This is a genomic window from Companilactobacillus nuruki (assembly GCF_002872255.1).
Lineage (GTDB): Bacteria > Bacillota > Bacilli > Lactobacillales > Lactobacillaceae > Companilactobacillus > Companilactobacillus nuruki.
In genome coordinates, this window is the sequence record NZ_NIPR01000022.1 from 21850 (window position 1) to 39424 (window position 17575).

Consider the following 17575-nt stretch of genomic DNA (forward strand, 5'->3'; position numbering starts at 1 on the left):
CATTCACATATAGCATAACGCATTCGGAGGAAACTTTATGATTAAATTAATCGCATCCGACATGGATGGTACATTATTAAACGAAAAAATGGAGGTTTCTAAACGTAACATTCAGGCAATCAAAGAAGCTGAGAAAGCTGGAATTGAATTTTTAATCGCTACTGGTCGTGGTCTCGGAGAGGCTAAACCTTTTTTAAGAAACCATGTTCATCCAGGCTTCATTACCTTAAACGGGGCTGAGGTCTTCGATAGCAACGAAAAGCTAATTTCTAGCAATCCTATTTCTGAAGATGCCCAAGATAAAGTCGTAGAGTACTTTAATAAATATAATGTCTATTTTGAGGTCATAACAGACAAGGGTATTTTTTCAAATGATAGGGAAAAGCGTGTTACCAATTTGGCCAACTTATTAGTCAAACTAAATCCTGGGACTACCTATAAACAGGCTTTAAAAGATACACAAGAACGTGTCAAGATGATGCCCATGAATTTTGTTGATAATTATGATGATATTTTTAACAAAAAAACATATAAAATCATGAAGTTAATTGGATTTAATGAACACCAACACAGAATCCTTGCCCCTCTAAAAAAAGATATTACCAAAAATATCAAAGATGTTGTTGTAACATCTTCTTCACCTAATAACGTTGAAATAAATAGTGTGAATGCTCAAAAAGGAATTGCCTTACTACAATATGCCCAAAACAAGAATATTTTACCAGAAGAAATTATGGCAATTGGCGATAATCTTAATGATTACTCAATGATAAGAGATGCCGGTGTCGGAGTAGCCATGGCAAATGCCATTCCTGCTATTAAAGAGTTAGCTCAAATCTCCACTGACAGTAATATTAACGATGGCGTTGCTCAAATTATTGAGAAAACTGTCGCAGAATCTCAGTTACAGGAATAATCTATGGAACTTTATATTCGAAAAGCAGATTTGGCAGTCGGTAATATTCTCGTTATTGCAAATCAAAGCAAAGAAACAATTTTTATTGCATCACGTGATAAGGACAATCCTTTTTTGATTAAACTATATAATCGTTTAAACACGTTGATTGGTGAAATAACATTAAAAAATAATTTTTTGAAAATCTACTCCATAAAAATAAACGGTGAAGAAAAAGCTGCTATCAACGCCCTTCCCATGATTGATTTGAAATTTGTTTATTTAAGTCAAATCAACTGGAGCGTCATTGGTAATTTAGTGACCTCTGATTATCATGTTATTAAATCTGGCAAAGAAATTCTAAAAGTTCAACCCACTATCCTAAGCCAGGGACAGCCAGGTCTTGAATTACACTTTGATAACCTTGATGATGGCCCAATGGGAACTTTACTAGCAATTTTTTTGGATAAATATATCAAGTTACCTACATTAGCACCAAAAGCTGATTTAGATAATTTGGGAATGAAGTCTAAAATGTCCTATTTGAATAACTTCAAAAATAAATGTGACTAAAAAATGCTTGAAGAAATAATTCTTCAGGCATTTTTATTTGGTCAAATCGTATTGCATATGATCATACAAATGACTACCAATATATAATTGACCAACCTTTTTAAAACCAGTCTTTTCATAGACATGTTTAGCCGGTTCATTATTAACATCAACGTTAAGACTTAATATCTTCTCGCCACGGTCACGAATCACGTCGATGAACTGTTCCATTGTTTTGGTACCAATTCCCTTGCCTTGATATTCAGGAGCAACTGCAAAGGAGTCCAAATACCATTCACCGGGCCAAGCTTCCTTGTCACCAAACAAATTTTTTTCTTTAATACCATGTTTGTGCATAATTTTGATCAACGGTTCATCAATATGGTCTTCAAGCTCTTCAGGATAGCCAACCATGATTGCTACTACTTTTCCATCAATCTCATTTACGAGAATATTTCCCAGACCATAACGATAACCAGGTTGGAAGAAACCTTCCTTAATAACCTCAGTCATTTTTTCGTCGCCTACTTCTTTAAATACATCCAATTCCATTTCATCGAAAATTTGGAATAAAATAGGCAATATCTGATCTGCATCATCTTCTTTTGCATATCTAAACATTTTTTCACCTCAAGTATATATAATACATGATTTATAAATAATCTCAAACGTGGGAAAAATTATAGTTTTGAAAAAAGAAAAAGCAATGATTGTCCAGAATCATTGCTTAATTTTAGTACATAAAATTATTGGCCGTAATAGCTCCTATTTTCTTAATTTTATGTAGCAAACTTTTTTAGAAGGGTTTCTCAAGACCATTCGTTACGCTACTTTTATAGCTTAAACAATTTTCCATAAGATTAGAATTGTCATTTTTCAGAAAATGTCTTCAATTGATCACTTTCAAAAAATTGCTCAACCTACTCTCTTTAAAACCTTATTATAATCCAAAAGTTCGGCAACAATTGCTTTATCATCTGCCTTAAGATCACTATCAAACCAATCTCTCAAAATAATGATAAAGCAACCCGACATATATTTATTTTCAGACATCTGATTTTCATTGTAGCTTGAAAACCAATTATTAATGAAACGTATTATATCACTCACTTTCAGAATAACCATCGTATGATAATAAAGATTCATACATAGAACTCTATGTTTGCTTATATATTCTACAATATTTATTAACAATTCATCAGATGAATTACAACCTTCAGAAATCTCTTTCACAATGATTTCCTCTAATATTCCTTTATAAATATAATCAAGACATACAAAATTATTGTAAATGGTATTTCTACTTACATCGGCAAGTTTTGCTAACTTAGTTAAAGTGAATTTCTCTACCCTATGTTCTGAAAGCTCCTGATAAGCTACTTCAATTAAGTGCTTCTTTATTAGATTCATGGTCTTATTTCCCTTTTATTTGATAATATTTTATTGCTCGATAATATTATCAAATGATTGAAAATATAGATATGATTTTCCGAAACTTCTTACATTTAATTTTTTGTATCACCTACTAATCTACACAAATATAAATTTATTAAATATTAATATTTAAGTACGCTTTTCTCTACTTATTAAACAACAAGCCGAATTATAATTATTTATTAGGGAGGACAATTATGAATCGAAAGAGAACAGCTTTTTTAACCAGTTTAACGTTGCTTATGATATCTTCAATTAATAGTCACAATCCATTAAAAAACGTCTCTACACTGGAAATACAAGCAAAAAAGACAAAGAATAAATTAAAACCCAATAAGAGATATCCTAGCATCAATGATAAATTAGATGTAGTATCAATGGACCAGTATTCAAATAGTATTTTATTTATGAACGTTACCCTCGAAAATTTTTATATCAAGAGCCTCATAAAAAATAACGATCAATCATATTCATTATTATTGACCCCCATAAAAACTAGTAATCAATATTTTTTTACCACCGTATATTCTATCCAAGGAATTAAAAGAAATAACTATATTACCATTCAGGGATTCCTAAATGGTCGAACTAAAATTGATCAAAATAAGATAAATTTTGGTCTTAATTCTAAATACTCTGAAATTAAAGCTATCTCCTTATTGACGGATAATATCGGTAGCATTGATTAAAACTACAAAAAAGGCTCTGGACGTTGTCCAAAGCCTTTTAATTATCTTAATTCTATAATACCGGTGATCGGGGTAGTTTCTTCCTATTATATAGGGCTGAAATAGGTAAAAGTGCTCTAAAGGTGCCCCATTTTGAAATCAGTTAGTTATAAGTTAGATAACCATAAAAGGCTAATCAGTGAAATATACTGATTAGCCTTTTATCAAAATTTATTTATCTTTAAATTTATGATCTATTTTCTTCATCTCTCTTCTATGTAATTCTTTATACATATTATTCAAATCATTTCTATGTATCTTATTAACATTCCAAATTAAAACTACCATTACTATCAAAAATACTAATAAGAAACCAGAACCATAAGTTACAAGATATTTATAGTTTGATAACTTCTGTGAATCTTGTCAGATTGCGATTACATCAACGGTTTAAATAGCACAAAAAAGCCCACCACCTAAATTAATAGATGATGGGTATTTTTGTGTTTAGTAAGATACTAATAATTTAGAAAGGCAAACTTAATATTACAAAAGTAATTATTAAGCTTAATTTAAAGTTAACTTCTTTCCGTATATTTCACAACATTTCTGCTTCTATTCAAATTTTGATCCCGATGTGTATTCAAATGGAATGTATTCATCAGTTGCAATTTTAGCCATCGGAATATCATTGATAACTTTGAATCCAGTGGTTTTAAAAGATTTACCAGTGCTGACAGACGCATTCTGCACCCTGTTTCCTTTTGAATCAAAGACGGGTGCAGGTGAATCGTCCACATATTTAACGATAATAAAATCCTTAAATGTGGTCTTTGAAATTGGAACAAAGATATCGGTAGCAATTTGGTAATGTGGTTCATTATTGATCATAACAATATCTGAACTCTTCCAAGTTGAACTTGCCTCATACATTTCAGGTCGTTCAATACCTAATCTATCCACTAGATGTGTTTGTTCCGTCAGCTTGATAACATTTTCTACTTTTGGTTTTTCAGGTTCAACTATAGGTTGCGTGGTTGCTTCAGTTTTAGCTGACTCTTTGGTTTTATCAAAGATTCCCCAGTCATAACTCATATCTTGAGAACCACCTCCCCAACTTGATGTGTACTGCCAAGCGACAATGTTACCTCTTGCTCCACAATCGCTTGATCCGTAACTAGCTACCCAAGTCGGGTACTTATTAGCATTTAAGATACCTTGGTTGAACCAACTAGCCATGCTATATTGAAATACATTTGTATAGCCTTGTGTTTCAAGGTAATTAATAAAAGTATCGACATAACTTCCTACATTATTGGTATCCAATGATGGATCTTCAACATCAACACATAGTGGTGTATCCTTTCCAAAACCAAGTTTAATTACTGACTGCTCGAAGAATTTTGCTTCATTGATAGCGTCTGTAACGCTTGTTGCTAAGAAATAATGATAGAAACCAACATTCATTCCAGCTGCTAAAGCGTTTTTTGTTTGATTTAATGACTTAGGATTTAAATAATTATCACCGTCAACACTACCTTGGGTAGTCTTGATCATAATACCAGACACGCCAGCATTAACTAACCCCTGAAAGAAGCCTAAATCGTCACGTTGAAAGCTGGATACGTCCGCAAAATATTTAGTCATATTAGTTTCTCCTTAAATTAGTAGGATTTTGATATGTTGGTGTTTTAACTTCGGTCAAATCAGATTGAACCGTATTAGACTCGTTAGTTTTATCTTTCGACGTGTCATAAACCAAACCCAACGAACCGGCAATCGTTAGCACCGTATTAACAATTCCCATAGCTTGATTTAATTCTTCTCCTGTAATTTCCCAGCCAAATAAATGCCCAACTTGTTGTACCAATACTCCTACAAGTGATAATGTGGAAACCCACCAGACTGCTGAATGTGTATCCAAAGTTAATTTATTTTTCAATTTTCATTACCCCTATCTCTAAGTTTTTCTAAACTATCCGTTACCCATCTTGGAAGTGGTATTCCCATAGCACCCAAATTCTCAACAATTGAAATCCCATATTGACCAATGAAGAACATTAAAAAAAGATTGGCTAATGAAGCCAATCCCCAACAGTCAACTAATGGATAAAAGATAGTTGCTATACCAGCTATTACAGTATGCTTAATCAATCCCTCTCTACCGATAGTTGAATTGACTTTTGTGTTAGAACTTTTAAAAAATCCTTTCGTAAAACCTGTAGCCAGATCAACTAAAATAACGGTTATAAAAGTTATAAACCAAGCATTTTCAGCTAATTTAGATGCTGCTATCCACCATTCCACTAAACCAACATGTGGCTGTGGCACTCCATACATATATTCATCTCCCTAAAAAAAAGACTAGCCAAACGGCTAGCCTTCTTTGTTTTCTTGATATTCTTGACCTGTGATGTCTTTATAATCATCGGTCGAAATAATCATAGGAACATAACCTACGATGTCAGTAGCCTTGAGTGTACCCCAACCAAATTCCATTTTTAATAATCCGATCATAATTTTAATTCCTCCTATTTAGTAGTTGTTTCCGTTGATGTATTTGACGTTTTAAGATCAGCAATCTGCTGAGTTAATGATGTAATTGCTGATTTGAAACTAACGTTATCTTGAGTTAGTTGCAAGTTCTGTTTAGTTAATGATGTGATTGCTGATTGAACCTGTGCATCAGTCAACTTACCATCCAAGTTTTGCTGTGTCAGTGATGTAATTGCATCTTTAGTTTCTTCATCAGGTGTTTTACCAGTTGATACATGAACCAGCTTGTTGTCTGATTCTCGAACTGTCCATTGATATTTATTATCAATAGAAAAGGTCGGATCACTATCAACTAGTGTCCAACCTTTATCTTTAAATAATTTAACTTGTAATTCTGCACCTAATTCATTAGTTGTTACTGTACCAATGATATTTTTATTATCGTCTAATTGGACTGCTATTTTCATATTCTACCTCCTTAATTTTTGTATGGTGAAATTTTTAAAACATTCCATTTAAAGATAGATGTTGGTTTAGGTGATGTAGTATCGTTGAATGTAACTTCAAAATCACTATTCAAACTAGATTTGCCAATAATAATATTGGATTTTGTTATCCCTTTGAAATTATAATTATTATCTGTAGCTTTCCCCCAAATAACACTCCCGCTATTACCATTATTTTGCTCATAAGGAATAGTCGTTTTACTGGTAGATTCAAGAAATGGTTTCAGAATAATATTAATATTTATTTCATCTATCAATTTCTCTTTAGATATTTTAAATATATTGGATAAAATAAAATTAGAGCTTTTAATTCTATAAACTGGTGATAACAAATAAGGGTTATAAAAATAAATATAATCATCTAATGTAATTTCAATACCATCCATTGTATTTTCAAAAAAGTTACTTGCCCCTGATAAAGCAATGTCGCCACTTGCATTACCTGTAAAAAAGTTAATGGAAGCTGGCAACTGTGCTACAGCTGGCTGAACTGAAAATGTAGCAATTACATCGACCACAACATCGTAGTTAGCACCTGTAGCACCAGCAGAACTGCCATCATTATCATAACCGGTAACACTCTCGAAAGTCATAGTCCCATTGCCATTGAAGGTAACATTTAGTTGAGGGGCTTTGACATTTTTACCTGATAGGTTTTCACCAATACCATTGATTGGAATTGCTAACGTTTTTTTAGTAGCTAGATCGGATGCTTTGATATAAATAGGATATAGTGAGGTTGTTGTGAAATATCCATCTTTAGCCACGTTATTAGGATCATAATTCAATTGAATATCGGTTACATCGCCTTTAGCGCCAGCATTCATAGCCGTTTTTTGGACATGAATAAGGAACGTAGCGCCATCGCCCGCCATGTTGAAGCGAGTACCTACGTCACGTAATAAAGTTACTGTTTGAGATTCCGTTTGTTCCGCTACACTTTCATCACGTTGATATAGCAAGTAGCGTTCTGTGATTTCACCATCGGCTAGGCTACCAGCATAATAATCCGCACCGGCAGCTGGGTGATTTGGATCAGTAGTTCCACCAGTGTTACCACCTGTACCATTTGTGCTAGTTAAAAAATTAGTAAAATCCATATAGTTCGAGTCACCCGCGGGTTTAATAATTTGAATATTTCCTTTAGCATCCTTATACATTGCCCCTTGAGCTGCATTTGAGGCAATACGAGCAACTTTTGTTAAAGCATTATCTGCCATTTAATTTACCTCCTATTTATTGTCCACTTGTAATGTATTCGTCAAAGCAGTTATTTTGTCTGATACAGTAGCATCTTCAATCTTGTCATTTGTATCCAAAGTACTGATTTGATTTTGAATAACTGTTTTAGCACTATCAGCCGTTAAAAATGCTAATGAAGCATCTAAATAGTTATCCGTCTTATCAAACGGCACTTTGACATATGTTCCTGAAGAATTTCTATATTTAATACCAATTGGCGTTAATGTTTGAAGTTTAGCAACTCTAGTTAAATCACTCATTGTTCTCCATTACCCCCTTCCAATAAACCTGTTAGAAGGTCGATTTTTGATGATACAGCCGAATCTAAAATGGAATCATTTACATTTACATCAATTTGCCCGTTATTGATTCCCATCTGAACGTCAACGTATAAATCCGCCTTTGTCACTAGTCCATCATCAGTAATCTGTTTCTCCAAAGCATTCATTTTAGCCTGCGAATCGGTTAACCCAGTATTTAGTTCATCTAGCTTAGCTTTAGAAACACTAATAAAACTGTCTACCTTGTCATTACCATTTTTTAAATCAGTATCAAGCTGATCTAATGCTTCTTTCATCTTTTGACGAATTTGTGCTAGATTATCGGCAATGATGGCAGCATATGAATTCAACAAATAACTTAATTGATGATCAGCTGATGTCTGCATTTCTTTGATATGGAAAAGCGCCCGTTGATACTCAGATACATAAAAGGCCATTGCTCGTGGATATGCTATATCATTAGCAATCACATTAACTGAAAAGTCCAGTGTGGTATAAATCTTAGTTCTATCCATAGATTCAATGACAAAATGTGCATTCTTGAAGTAACCAGGACTTTGAGCAACTTCTGATTGTGGAGACCAGGTGATTCTACCAGTATTCGCTTGTACTCGATTAAATCCTTCATCGTCGTAGATTTCGGCCCCAGAAGAATCATTTCCCTCAAATCTAATTAATACATTGGACATATCTACGGGACCATCTTTAGTTAGGAAAAGAATTGGTGATTTGAACATCCCCGACTGTCCTTGGCGGATATTGATTTCTTGAAAAATTCTCTTGTTGGTTAAAGTATCAATAACACCTTGTGGCAAATTATGGATATGCTCATCATCCGTATCCTCATATGGGAGATAGAATGTTTTCGAACCATCAAGATAAAAAATCATTGGTTGTTCAAGTGGAATATCTGTCTTGAGTGTTCTGTAATCAGAGCCAACCGGTACATGTAACTCAGGAATATTGGGTTCTTGATTAGTATTAGCTGCTGATTGATCTGTATTAACTTCTGTCATTTATTTATTCTCCTTTCTCGTCAATGTCATTAAGTGAATCAATCTTATTCTCGATATTTGCATCTTGAATTTCATCGTTAATATCCACTTGTTTATCTCCTGTGTATGAAGGTGGAAATACACTATTAAGACTGCTGCTATCTGGCTTGTATTCAACAGCATTGTTCAGGTTGTTGATTTGTTGTTGAAGATACTTCAATTTCCCATCTACATCGGCTTTTGTGTAATACTTTGTCTCGACATTATCGTGCATGTATTTAGCTACAATAATTGCTACATGCTTCATAATCAGATTCTTAATATCACCGAAAGAACCTTTCAATTTATCAAAGTAGCCCTTTTGCTCAATTGAATAATCGACTAGACCATTGACCGTGTTTTCAATATGTTTGATATTGTTGTTATAGTCATCCCTAGCGTTGGAATTGGCAACACCGTCAAATTGATCTAATTTAAGCTGTGATAAAAATTCAGGAAATTCGGGATTATCTGGGAATACCAAATTGTCATCAACATCTGAGAATTGATATACTTCTGAATCATATGATCCATCAGGTTGTTCGACTCCAATCACAACACTTTGACCGTTCTTAAAAGTCATTACAACTTTCTTTCCATCTGGTGTTACTAACTTTTTCATACTTGGAAACTCTGTCGCAATTACATCATCTGTTAGATTCAATATCTCAACCCCTTTCTTTTATATCAGATAGTTGCCCATCTACTATTTCAAAATAATTATTAGTAGCGGTAACCTCAATGACTCCATTTTTAGAGTCCATAAAAATAGCCCTCAAATATCCTTTTTCGATATTTGAAGGTTTATTTTTCGTATCCTGATCAAAATAAAAAAGACCTGAATTATCAATTAAATTCAAATCTTCTATATATTTTGCGTAGTTTTTATTAGAGTCGTCTTTAAGGGCGACTCTATCATCCACGTATTGTTGTAGCCCATCTATTCCCAACACATGGGTTTTAACATAAAATCTTTTCCCAGTATTTGGATCAACCATCATTCTGATTTGAGTCATTAAACTTCCCCCACTTTCATAGACAACCACGGACTAGCAATTGCTCCATTAGATAACGACATAGCAGCATTCTGTCTTGCATCCATCAACGATTTATTTTCTGACAGGATATAATCGGTCAGAGTCTGAGGTGTAGAATTTAAACTCAATTCATAAATTCTTTGATAAGACAAAGGATTATATTTAACTGCCGTAACTGTAACCCAAGTTGTGAAGTTTTCTGCCGGGATATCACAATAAACCATATCGCCTAGTTTAAATTTGTCAGAACCTGTATATGTCAAAGATATTTGAACTTCAGGTTCGGTTTTCATCTGAGATAGAGCATACTTTCTCATCTCAACCGGATCTTCAATATCTTCATTAGTAATCGGAGCACCAGGTAATTCACCCCACTCTTGAATAGACTTTTCATCACGAATAATAAATGGCTGAAAATAATCCTTAGAATGATCGTCATTAGAATCACTATCATCGCTATCCTTAACCTCACTTGGTTCAACATCATTATCTGCCGTAAAGTCAAAATTGTCGGAGGAAACCCATTCATTAACTCCAACACGATACCAAGTTTTACCATTTGCACCTTCAGTTACTTCTCCGTTAATTTTCCATCTTGAACCATTAGGAAGTTTTCTACCGACCTCTTTATGATCGGAAAATGGAGAATCATATATGGTTACTTCGGTTGGTGCAGAGTCATCTTCAGAAACAGCTACATCGGTTGAATTAGTAAAATCAAAGCTATCTGATTCTACCCATTCATTAGTACCTACTTGATACCAGCCTTTATCTTGAGCACCACCAGATACTTCGCTGCTAATCTTATATTGATCACCAGGATTTAAAGTTCTTCCTGTCTTTGATTGTGGAGTAAATGGAGAATCATAGACATAAACCAGGTTATCCTTACTTGAATCATTTGAACTATCATTTTCTGAATCTGAAGATGATGATTTTTCAGATTTTTTAACGGTACCCTGTCCAGTAACACGCTTAATCGTATGATCTTCAGGTTTAACATTGCCAGTTTTATCAAAAGTTAAATACTTACTAGAAACCCACTCATTAGTAGCTATTCGATAATAAGTTGTCCCATCAATAACTTGTTTAGACGTTGTAACCCAACTACTACCATTTGTTAAATGATCAATGACATTAGTATTACCTGGTTCACTGTATACAGGTGCACCATCTGAATCCATGGTGCTAATAGTTCCACTTGCATTACCAATTGGTAAAATATCTGTATTATCACCATCACTTGTCTGTTTTTCATCAGCGGCCTTAATGGTTCCTTGACCTAATACTTCCGTAATAATGTGGTTTTCTGGTTTAATATCTCCACCCTTTTCAAAAGTGACATACTTTTCGTTAACCCATCCGTCTGTAGATACTCGATACCATACTTCACTATTAGCGGTCATTTTTGAATCCATAACCCACTTGGTACCATTTGGAAGATATTGAACAACATTGGTAGGTTTATCAGGATCAGTCACGACTGGAGCTCCTGAAGTATCCATTGTATTAATCGTTCCAATAGCAGTACCAATAACTGATGTAACTGGTGCATCTGTTTTTCCATATACACGGGCAATATTTTGTAAATCAGTTGTATCAATAGTTACTTTAAATGTTGGCGTGTCATGAATATATTTGAAGGCCTTATTAGTCTTATGTTGAAAATTATCCATAGGAATCAACTTGAGATTCTTATTATCAGCAATTACAACCAGATTGAACTTCTCAATACAATCCTTAATACAATCCATACCGCTCTTTTCTCCATAATCGGTAAAAGTGGCAGTATCGGTACTATTTTCAACTGACCAGGTAAAACCTTTAGTACCTAGTGAGTTTTGATCAAAGACAAAACTCATCAGATCGGATGCAGATAATTTCTTCGTTCCTTTAAGCTTGTCATATTGCCAAACATGCTGACAATCAAACCAAATGTGGGTTGCTGAAACTGTTCGTTTATTGTCATATGCCTCATCATCCTTATCGGCTTGTTTTATTTGATACTGTTGTCCCTCAAAATAAATATAATTTTCATTCTGAAGTAATTGGTAGCCAATACTACCATCGTTTCTAGCTGTAAAGTCTATCTGTAATGTTTGATTGATTTCCTCATTCTTACTGACTGAATCATGAGTTATACAAGTTAGTGTTTCTCTGTACTGGCCTTTACGATCACCAACCTGTAATTTTGGTAAATGATAAATCATAGATAAATAAATGGAAAATCAAAGGAAGCAGTTCCAGTAAAGCCAGTCAAACTGAAATTATTCCAACCTTTTTGAAGAATAATTGAACCATGATTCGTATCAATTTCACATGGATTTCCATTTAAGAATGGATGTACTCCTTTTAATATCAATGTGTCTGATTCAATCAGTTGTTTGTTATAACTAAACGAATATCCTGTATCTTTATTGATTAACGTAGGATTTCCGTTCCCTTTGAGCCTAATATTCAGCTCGTGATTCTGTTCATAAGGTTGAATATCAAAATCACTGGGATTGAATATTTTAAAAGAACCCTCATGTTGCGTGTAATTTAGATCTTCAAAAGGAAGATTCAAATTATTACTCAAGACATAAGGGTTCTTTTTAATATCCACAGGAAAATCACTGCTTCGTATAACCGAATATAGATAGGCACTGGGAATATCAAACTCAACGCTAAAAGTTTTATCTAGGTAACTTATATGAGTTATATCAAATGGTTTGGCAATTCCATAAAAACATCTGGCTATATCATTAGTCTGACGTACTCTCGTTAACTGTCTGTGGAAAAACTTGTTATAAAGTTCATGACATTTAGTTTCAAAATCTACTTCATCAATAACCTCTAAATAAAAATTAGCCGTTGCTGTTCTAGCACCATAAAGAATTGGACCTTGTTGCTGTTGCCCATCAATTCCACTATTACTTATAAAAGTAGTTTGAGTCTGTGGTGAACTTATCTTTAAATCTAAAAAATGCAACCCATGATAATCTTGGATTGCAAATTCTTCTTCGTTATTTGGTTTTAATAAAAGCGTGTTAACTCGATATTTTCCATTGGTTAAAATAGCCAAGACTATCACCTACCCCATTTGATATTTAGTAATTTTTCTATCTTTCAATCCAAGTTGATCCATTGTTTTATAAATTCTATTCAGCGCATTACTATCATCTGAACCTCCATTGCCATTAGTTATGATTTCAAGAATCTTGGACAATAACTTATTTTGAATTTGCATCAATAAAGTCTGCTGTTTCTGATTCTCCTCGAGCATAGACGTATCTACATTATTTGATGAAGAAACATTGCCATTACCCATTACTGCTTGAGCTTGGCTCAAAATATGCATAGCTCGAGTTTGGTTTGTAAGAGGTAGTACGATTTCAGGACCTGCTTCACCAACGATAGCATTGGTAGCCTGTGTTATTAAGCCACCGGCCGCCATCAGTTTTGGACCTGAAGGACCTGAAGCATTACCTCTCCATTCGCCGTATTTGCCGTTATAGCCCATGCCCATATCTGAACGCCATGTCGAATCATTAAATAAGGCAATCAATTGATGAAGTGGATTCCAAATATCTGTATATGGTCGAACCATATAATAACCAAAAGTCTGATCAATATATTGTAGGATACCTTTAGATGGGTGTCCTGCTTTTGCGTTATTATCAGTCAAATTGATGGCCTTAGGATTACCACCACTTTCATTGGAAATGATTCTCTCAATCATGTCGACATTGAAGTCTGTGATTGATTGATGCATAAATGCAGCTGCGGCTTTAATCATAGGACCATAGGCTTTGGCTGGCATTGCTCCACCAGAGCCGCCCATTGATTCCATCATTTTATCCATGACATCAGATATGTGATCTTTGACCCAATCTCCTGCCATTCCAGCTGTTTTGTCTAAGGCACCTTTGGCAAAGTCAGCATACGAAGAAATTGTAGGCATAACCTTGTCGCCGGCTTTGGTCATTAACGCTTTAGTATTCTCAATTGGGTGCTCCATGAACTTAGATAAAGCTTCAAACTTATCGCCAATCCATGAACCAACATTTTCGAGTGAACCTTTAGCCCAATCGATCAATCCACTACCGGCACTTTCAATGCTACCGACAATTCCACCCTTAGCATATTTTTGAATACCGACAGCATTCATAATGCCTTTAGTTTGATCACCGTTGTAAATACGAGTTCCAGCGGGTAACATTCCAGTCCAATTACGTTGATGACTCATCATTAATTCACCATCAGGTAATTGAACTAATTCTTTCCAATTTGACCCTTTTCCATCATTTATGACTGATAAATGTTGTTCAACAACACCACCTTGTTCGAAGTGAACTTTTCCTAAATGAGGAACTGAAGTCTTCTTACCAGTGAAGAATTTCCAAACGGAATCAATCGCATCAACCCCAGAATTGATAACGCCGAGTACGCCATTAATTCCGTCAGCTGCTGCTTTTTTAATTCCATCCCAAATTCCACCAAAGAAACTAGCCATTCCCTGCCACATTTTTGACCATGTCGAAGAAATAGCACTTAATGCTCCAGAAATCACATTTGAGATACTCGACATTACGGAACTAGTAAAACTTTTAATTCCGTTGAAAATACCTTTAAAGAAACTACTAATTGCATTTAGACTAGTGTTCCAGGCACCACTGATTGCAGACATTACACTGCTGGCAATACTTGCAATAGAATTCATAACACCAGCGAAGAAACTTCTAATCCCATTAAACGTTGATTTAAAGAAATTGCCTATACTTGATAGTATCGGCTTAAAGAAGTTACTGATATTAGTCCATGCACTACGCCAAGTGTTAGAAATGCCTGACATAATTGATTTAAACCAGTTGGCCAAAGCAGTAAAAATTGAATGAAACCAATTCGAAATGGCTGTAATTATAACTTTCCAGGTATTGAAGATTCCTACCCAAAAATTCTTTAACCATGTCGAATATGGAACCCAAATCGCTTTAATACCGGCAATCAAGGATTTCATTATATTTTTAAGAGGTTGAACTAATGGCTTTGTTATTAGAACCGCAATTCCAACCGGCAATGCTAATGCATAAATCGCTAACTTGCCGAAGCCTTTTAAAGCCCCCACAAGCGCATCAAGCATCTTCTTACCGACCTTACCAAACTCAGAAACCCATTTAGATGTAGTTTTCACAACCCCATCCCAGGCTTTCTTTAATCCGTCAGTTAACTTTGAACCCCAGTTAGTCATACCGCTAAACGCTGATTTAAACTTATCTGGAATTTGTCCGATCCACTTGCTCATTCCACTAAAGCCAGCCTGAATTTTACCAGGTAATTCTGAGAACCATTTTCCAATATTGGTGAAAAATGTCTTCAACGTGTTAAATAAGTTATTTACTGCATCGTGGAACGGTTTGATATGCTGATATGCTTCATACAGCCCAACGCCAATTGCCGCAATCGCTGCAATAACAGCAACTATTGGATTGGCAATTAAAAATGTGACAACCGATATTATTCCAGAAATCAATGTTACCAATTGTCCTAGTACCATGATAATTGGACCTACTGCGGCCGCAATCAAAGCAGCTTTGATAATAAAGTCCTTTGTTTGTGGACTCATTTTAGAAAATGCTTTAACCATATCGGTTATTTTTTTAATCAATGGTGTTATTGATGGAACCAATTTTTCACCAATTGTAATGGCTAAAACATGGAATGATTCTTTCATCTTGCTGATGTTTGATGCAGATGTATTGTTCATAGTGTCAGCGATTTTCTTAGTTGATCCAGTCGCTTTGTCAGTCTTATCTGTTAAATCTTGTAAAGCACTACCACCTTCAGATACTAAGACGTTCATACCTGCCTGAGCTTCAGTACCAAAAGCAGTTGCAATTGCGGCCGCCTTTTGCTCTTTTGTCCAACCTTGAGTATTAGTCTTAATCTTGTCCAGCATTTGTGGCAAAGTCATGGCATGATTTTTGAAGTCCTCGGCATTAATTCCTAGCTCTTTCATACCTTCAGCGTTCTGTTTTGATGGTTTCATCAATCTTGTCAAAGCGGAACGCAATGCAGTACCGGCAACAGAACCTTCGATACCTTGGTTACTCATCAACCCAATTGCGGATGCAGTTTCTTCAAGTGAAATACCTGCGGCATGTGCTGTTGGTCCAACATAGGTCATAGCATCGCCCATATCTTGGAAACCAGCAGCAGTTGCATTAGCTGTATATGTCAATGAATCGGTAACACGTTGGGTATTCTTTAACATCCCCGAAGTTGTGTTTGATTTCAATCCAAATTGTTCCAATGTTGATGTGGATACCTTCATTACTGAATTGAAATCATCACCAGAAGCCTTAGTTGCATTCAGAATTGACGGCATGGCTCCCATAGTCTGCGTGGCGGAATATCCCCGTTTTACAAGTTCTTCCATACCAGTATTTATTGCTGTGGTTGATACACCATACTGTGTTGCCCACTTCTTTGAATCATCAGACATTTCTTCAATTTCTTTTTTGACCTGTTTAACTCCCTCACCATTGGCTTCAAGTAAAGGCTTAATATTAGTCATCTGTGAAGAAAAATCAGTTGCACTTTTAACTGCATAGCCCAAGCCTGCAACAATGGGAACTGTGAATCTCGTTGTCATTGTTGAGCCAGCATCCTTTAAAGCTCCACCAACAGCATTTAATTTGGAAGAAACCTTATTTAAGCTATCAATTGATTGTGCCTGACCATCAGAAAAGTTTTTAACCTTTTTACCGAGTTGATCATACTGATACTGTGATTTTTCCTGTTCGGCATTTAATTCAGCTATTTTAACCCGTTGGTCTTGAGTCTCTTTAGCATCATCGCCTTTAGTAAGTATTAGATCTTGTAACTTAGATCTTTCAGAGGCAATAATTTTGCTGTAATTATCGACTTCTTTTCCTAAAGCACGATACTTCACAACATTAGCTTCAGTCTGCTTGCCTTGAGTTTGTAAACTATCAACTTCAACTTTTGTCTGCTTTTGAACCCGTGCAAGTGCTTCACGATAGGAATCTGTCCCACGTTCAGCATCTTTCATTGCAACCTTAGCGTTATCAAGTTGACGCTGATATTGAGCTTGCTGTGTCTCAGCCTTGTTTAACTGATTAGCAACCTTCATTGCCGAATCAGAATATTCACCATTAACTTTGACCGCCGTATCATAACGATCTTTCAAAGCTGAGATTTGTTTTTCATTTACTTCCATCAGTTTAGATAGTTCATCAACCTTAGAACTTGCTTTCTCATAAGCAGTGCCAGTTGTATCTAAGACTGATAGATTAGCTTTCATTTCACTCTTAGCTAAACGAAATTGATTTTGAATAGATTTCAACGAATCTTCAAATTTAGTTGAAGTCATATCCAGTTCAATAATCATTGATCCAAGAGGTCTACCACTACTAGCCATTTAACTG

The 17575-nt window shown here is 35.0% G+C and carries 18 protein-coding genes; 3 read left to right on the forward strand and 15 right to left on the reverse strand.

Translation table 11 applies throughout. The features are described 5' to 3' along the window. The first annotated feature begins 37 nt into the window (after positions 1-37). Together CBP76_RS07020 and CBP76_RS07025 are read left to right on the forward strand one after the other, a co-directional pair. Positions 38-916 carry a Cof-type HAD-IIB family hydrolase gene (locus CBP76_RS07020; protein WP_102196226.1) on the forward strand — a complete coding sequence of 293 codons (879 nt, stop codon included), beginning with the start codon at positions 38-40 and terminating at the stop codon, positions 914-916. A 3-nt stretch (positions 917-919) separates the two neighbouring features. After that, positions 920-1468, forward strand: coding sequence for a hypothetical protein (locus CBP76_RS07025; RefSeq protein ID WP_102196227.1), 549 nt, complete (start codon positions 920-922; stop codon positions 1466-1468). A 33-nt stretch (positions 1469-1501) separates the two neighbouring features. Here CBP76_RS07025 and CBP76_RS07030 read toward each other — a convergent pair whose 3' ends face one another. Together CBP76_RS07030 and CBP76_RS07035 are read right to left on the reverse strand one after the other, a co-directional pair. Beyond that, a complete protein-coding gene (locus CBP76_RS07030; protein ID WP_102196228.1) occupies positions 1502-2068 on the reverse strand; it encodes a GNAT family N-acetyltransferase in 567 nt (188 codons plus the stop codon). A 294-nt stretch (positions 2069-2362) separates the two neighbouring features. Beyond that, positions 2363-2857 (reverse strand): TetR/AcrR family transcriptional regulator, encoded by a 495-nt coding sequence (locus CBP76_RS07035; RefSeq protein WP_102196229.1) that lies wholly within the window; start codon positions 2855-2857, stop codon positions 2363-2365. Between the two features lie 221 nt (positions 2858-3078). Here CBP76_RS07035 and CBP76_RS07040 point away from each other — a divergent pair, with 221 nt between their 5' ends. After that, the gene (locus tag CBP76_RS07040) at positions 3079-3570 is read left to right on the forward strand and encodes a hypothetical protein (RefSeq protein WP_102196230.1); all 492 of its coding nucleotides are present in this window, start codon (positions 3079-3081) and stop codon (positions 3568-3570) included. A gap of 594 nt (positions 3571-4164) precedes the next feature. Here the strand turns inward: CBP76_RS07040 and CBP76_RS07045 are convergent. The 13 genes from CBP76_RS07045 to CBP76_RS07105 are packed head-to-tail and all read right to left on the reverse strand — an operon-like array spanning position 4165 to position 17568. Then, positions 4165-5196 (reverse strand): GH25 family lysozyme, encoded by a 1032-nt coding sequence (locus CBP76_RS07045; RefSeq protein WP_102196231.1) that lies wholly within the window; start codon positions 5194-5196, stop codon positions 4165-4167. A gap of 1 nt (position 5197) precedes the next feature. Then, positions 5198-5491 (reverse strand): phage holin, encoded by a 294-nt coding sequence (locus CBP76_RS07050; RefSeq protein WP_102196232.1) that lies wholly within the window; start codon positions 5489-5491, stop codon positions 5198-5200. Further along, positions 5488-5889 carry a phage holin family protein gene (locus CBP76_RS07055; protein ID WP_102196233.1) on the reverse strand — a complete coding sequence of 134 codons (402 nt, stop codon included), beginning with the start codon at positions 5887-5889 and terminating at the stop codon, positions 5488-5490. The genes CBP76_RS07050 and CBP76_RS07055 overlap by 4 nt, the downstream gene beginning before the upstream one ends. Before the next feature lie 36 nt (positions 5890-5925). Next, entirely contained in the window at positions 5926-6066 is a 141-nt protein-coding gene (locus CBP76_RS07060; RefSeq protein WP_102196234.1) for an XkdX family protein, read from the reverse strand. A gap of 14 nt (positions 6067-6080) precedes the next feature. Further along, entirely contained in the window at positions 6081-6512 is a 432-nt protein-coding gene (locus CBP76_RS07065; protein WP_102196235.1) for a hypothetical protein, read from the reverse strand. Positions 6513-6523: 11 nt separating this feature from the next. Then, the gene (locus tag CBP76_RS07070) at positions 6524-7771 is read right to left on the reverse strand and encodes a hypothetical protein (RefSeq protein WP_102196236.1); all 1248 of its coding nucleotides are present in this window, start codon (positions 7769-7771) and stop codon (positions 6524-6526) included. 12 nt (positions 7772-7783) lie between these two features. After that, the gene (locus CBP76_RS07075) at positions 7784-8053 is read right to left on the reverse strand and encodes a hypothetical protein (protein ID WP_102196237.1); all 270 of its coding nucleotides are present in this window, start codon (positions 8051-8053) and stop codon (positions 7784-7786) included. Continuing rightward, on the reverse strand, positions 8050-9090 hold the full coding sequence (locus CBP76_RS07080; protein WP_102196238.1) for a BppU family phage baseplate upper protein: 1041 nt from the start codon (positions 9088-9090) through the stop codon (positions 8050-8052). Before CBP76_RS07080 ends, CBP76_RS07075 begins: the two co-directional genes overlap by 4 nt. Before the next feature lie 4 nt (positions 9091-9094). Beyond that, complete coding sequence (locus CBP76_RS07085; RefSeq protein ID WP_102196239.1) at positions 9095-9772, reverse strand: hypothetical protein; 678 nt, start codon at positions 9770-9772, stop codon at positions 9095-9097. A 4-nt stretch (positions 9773-9776) separates the two neighbouring features. Next, entirely contained in the window at positions 9777-10124 is a 348-nt protein-coding gene (locus tag CBP76_RS07090; protein WP_102196240.1) for a hypothetical protein, read from the reverse strand. After that, on the reverse strand, positions 10124-12355 hold the full coding sequence (locus CBP76_RS07095) for a phage tail protein (protein WP_102196241.1): 2232 nt from the start codon (positions 12353-12355) through the stop codon (positions 10124-10126). The genes CBP76_RS07090 and CBP76_RS07095 overlap by 1 nt, the downstream gene beginning before the upstream one ends. Beyond that, positions 12352-13209, reverse strand: coding sequence for a phage tail domain-containing protein (locus CBP76_RS07100; RefSeq protein ID WP_166667216.1), 858 nt, complete (start codon positions 13207-13209; stop codon positions 12352-12354). Before CBP76_RS07100 ends, CBP76_RS07095 begins: the two co-directional genes overlap by 4 nt. 9 nt (positions 13210-13218) lie before the next feature. Then, positions 13219-17568 (reverse strand): phage tail tape measure protein, encoded by a 4350-nt coding sequence (locus tag CBP76_RS07105; RefSeq protein WP_245865666.1) that lies wholly within the window; start codon positions 17566-17568, stop codon positions 13219-13221. Positions 17569-17575: the final 7 nt, after the last annotated feature.